Annotated in this window: 2 protein-coding genes; both read right to left on the reverse strand. The window is 43.6% G+C overall.

Going from position 1 to position 1,396, the window contains the following annotated elements:
- Nucleotides 1-484, reverse strand: a 484-nt coding sequence (locus A3738_RS17880; RefSeq protein WP_156504321.1) for a response regulator, incomplete at its 3' end; no start/stop codon positions are given.
- 81 nt (nt 485-565) lie between these two features.
- Nucleotides 566-1,396, reverse strand: an 831-nt coding sequence (gluQRS, locus tag A3738_RS17885; RefSeq protein WP_068763754.1) for a tRNA glutamyl-Q(34) synthetase GluQRS, incomplete at its 5' end; no start/stop codon positions are given.

Below are 1,396 nucleotides of genomic sequence, written 5' to 3' on the forward strand. Positions count from 1 at the left end.
GAATTAGAACGCTGGCGGTGGTTGGGGCTACTTTTTCTATCAAGCTAAATACTTTACGCATGGGTTGGCAACGACCATAGATGAGGTCGCTTGCTTGCTGATCCGTAGAGCGATTTGGAGCACGCTTGTTCTCGCTTTGTTTGGCGAGGATATCGTGAATGGTAGATAGTAAGTCAGCGCTATCGAAAGGCTTAGCAACATAGTCGACTGCACCGAGTTTCATAGCTTCTACGGCAGACCGAAGGCTAGCAAAGCTAGCCATGACTAAGACGGGTGTATCATGGGCGAGTGGAATGATGTCTGTGCCAGCCTGACCATTCACACGAAGATCGGTAATAATTAAATCAAAGGAAGCTAGCGGAACATCGTCTAATGCCTGAGTTATTGATTCGACGCATTCAACCTGAAACTGGTTTTGATTAAGAATATCGACCAGATCGGATTGTTCCGTGCTGTCATCTTCAATAACTAAAATTCGATGCATGATGGTAATAACTAACGATGAATGAATGCTAAATCATACCTAAGCTGTGATGCTTATGACTAGCGACAGGTGAAATTCGTCTTAACTGAATAGGTATCCAGTGTGTCCTTGTAAGACACCATAATGCCATTGCTCAGTAAGTGTGTTGAGTAAATCTTTGGGTGAGCCTGCCTTATAAAAATCCAATCCGATCATGCAGCACAGTTCTCGCAGGTTAGACATGATGTCACTTTGGGAAATCGCGGGAGCGAGATTTTGCTTTGATAGCTTTTGACCGTCGCTATTTTTAATTAAAGGGAAGTGACCGAATTTTGGTGGTGTTGTTGAGAAAGCCTTGTATAACTCGAGTTGCATAGGGGAAGAATCTAATAAATCTGACCCCCGAAGCACGTGAGTGATTTCCTGATCAATATCGTCGCAAACTACAGCTAATTGATAAGCGTAAAGTGCATCTTTGCGCTTTAAAACAAAGTCACTTGCGCTTTGAGCAGATATTGGTCCTTTGAATAAATCGTTCCAGTGTTGTGGATGCGTATTTGATCGAAACTTAATTGCACTGTTAGGTGCGGTGTTATTGGTGTGATATCCACATTCAGGTAGATGACCTCCATTGAGCTCGCCCATTTCCTTTCGGCTGCATGGGCAATAATAACAGTGCTTTTCGTCTAATAAATAATTGAGCTTACTTTCATACAGGTCATAACGCTTAGATTGATAAACAACAGGTGCATCCCATTCAAAGCCATATGCTTCAAGTGTGTTAAGAATAGATTCACTGGCGCCAGGTACTTCTCTCGGCGGATCGATGTCTTCAATGCGTACAAGCCAAGATCCATTATTCGAACGCGCGTCTAGGTAGCTAATTAAAGCAGCAAGGAGTGACCCAAGGTGCAGTGGGCCAGTAGGAGAGGG

The organism is Oleiphilus sp. HI0066 (assembly GCF_001635725.1).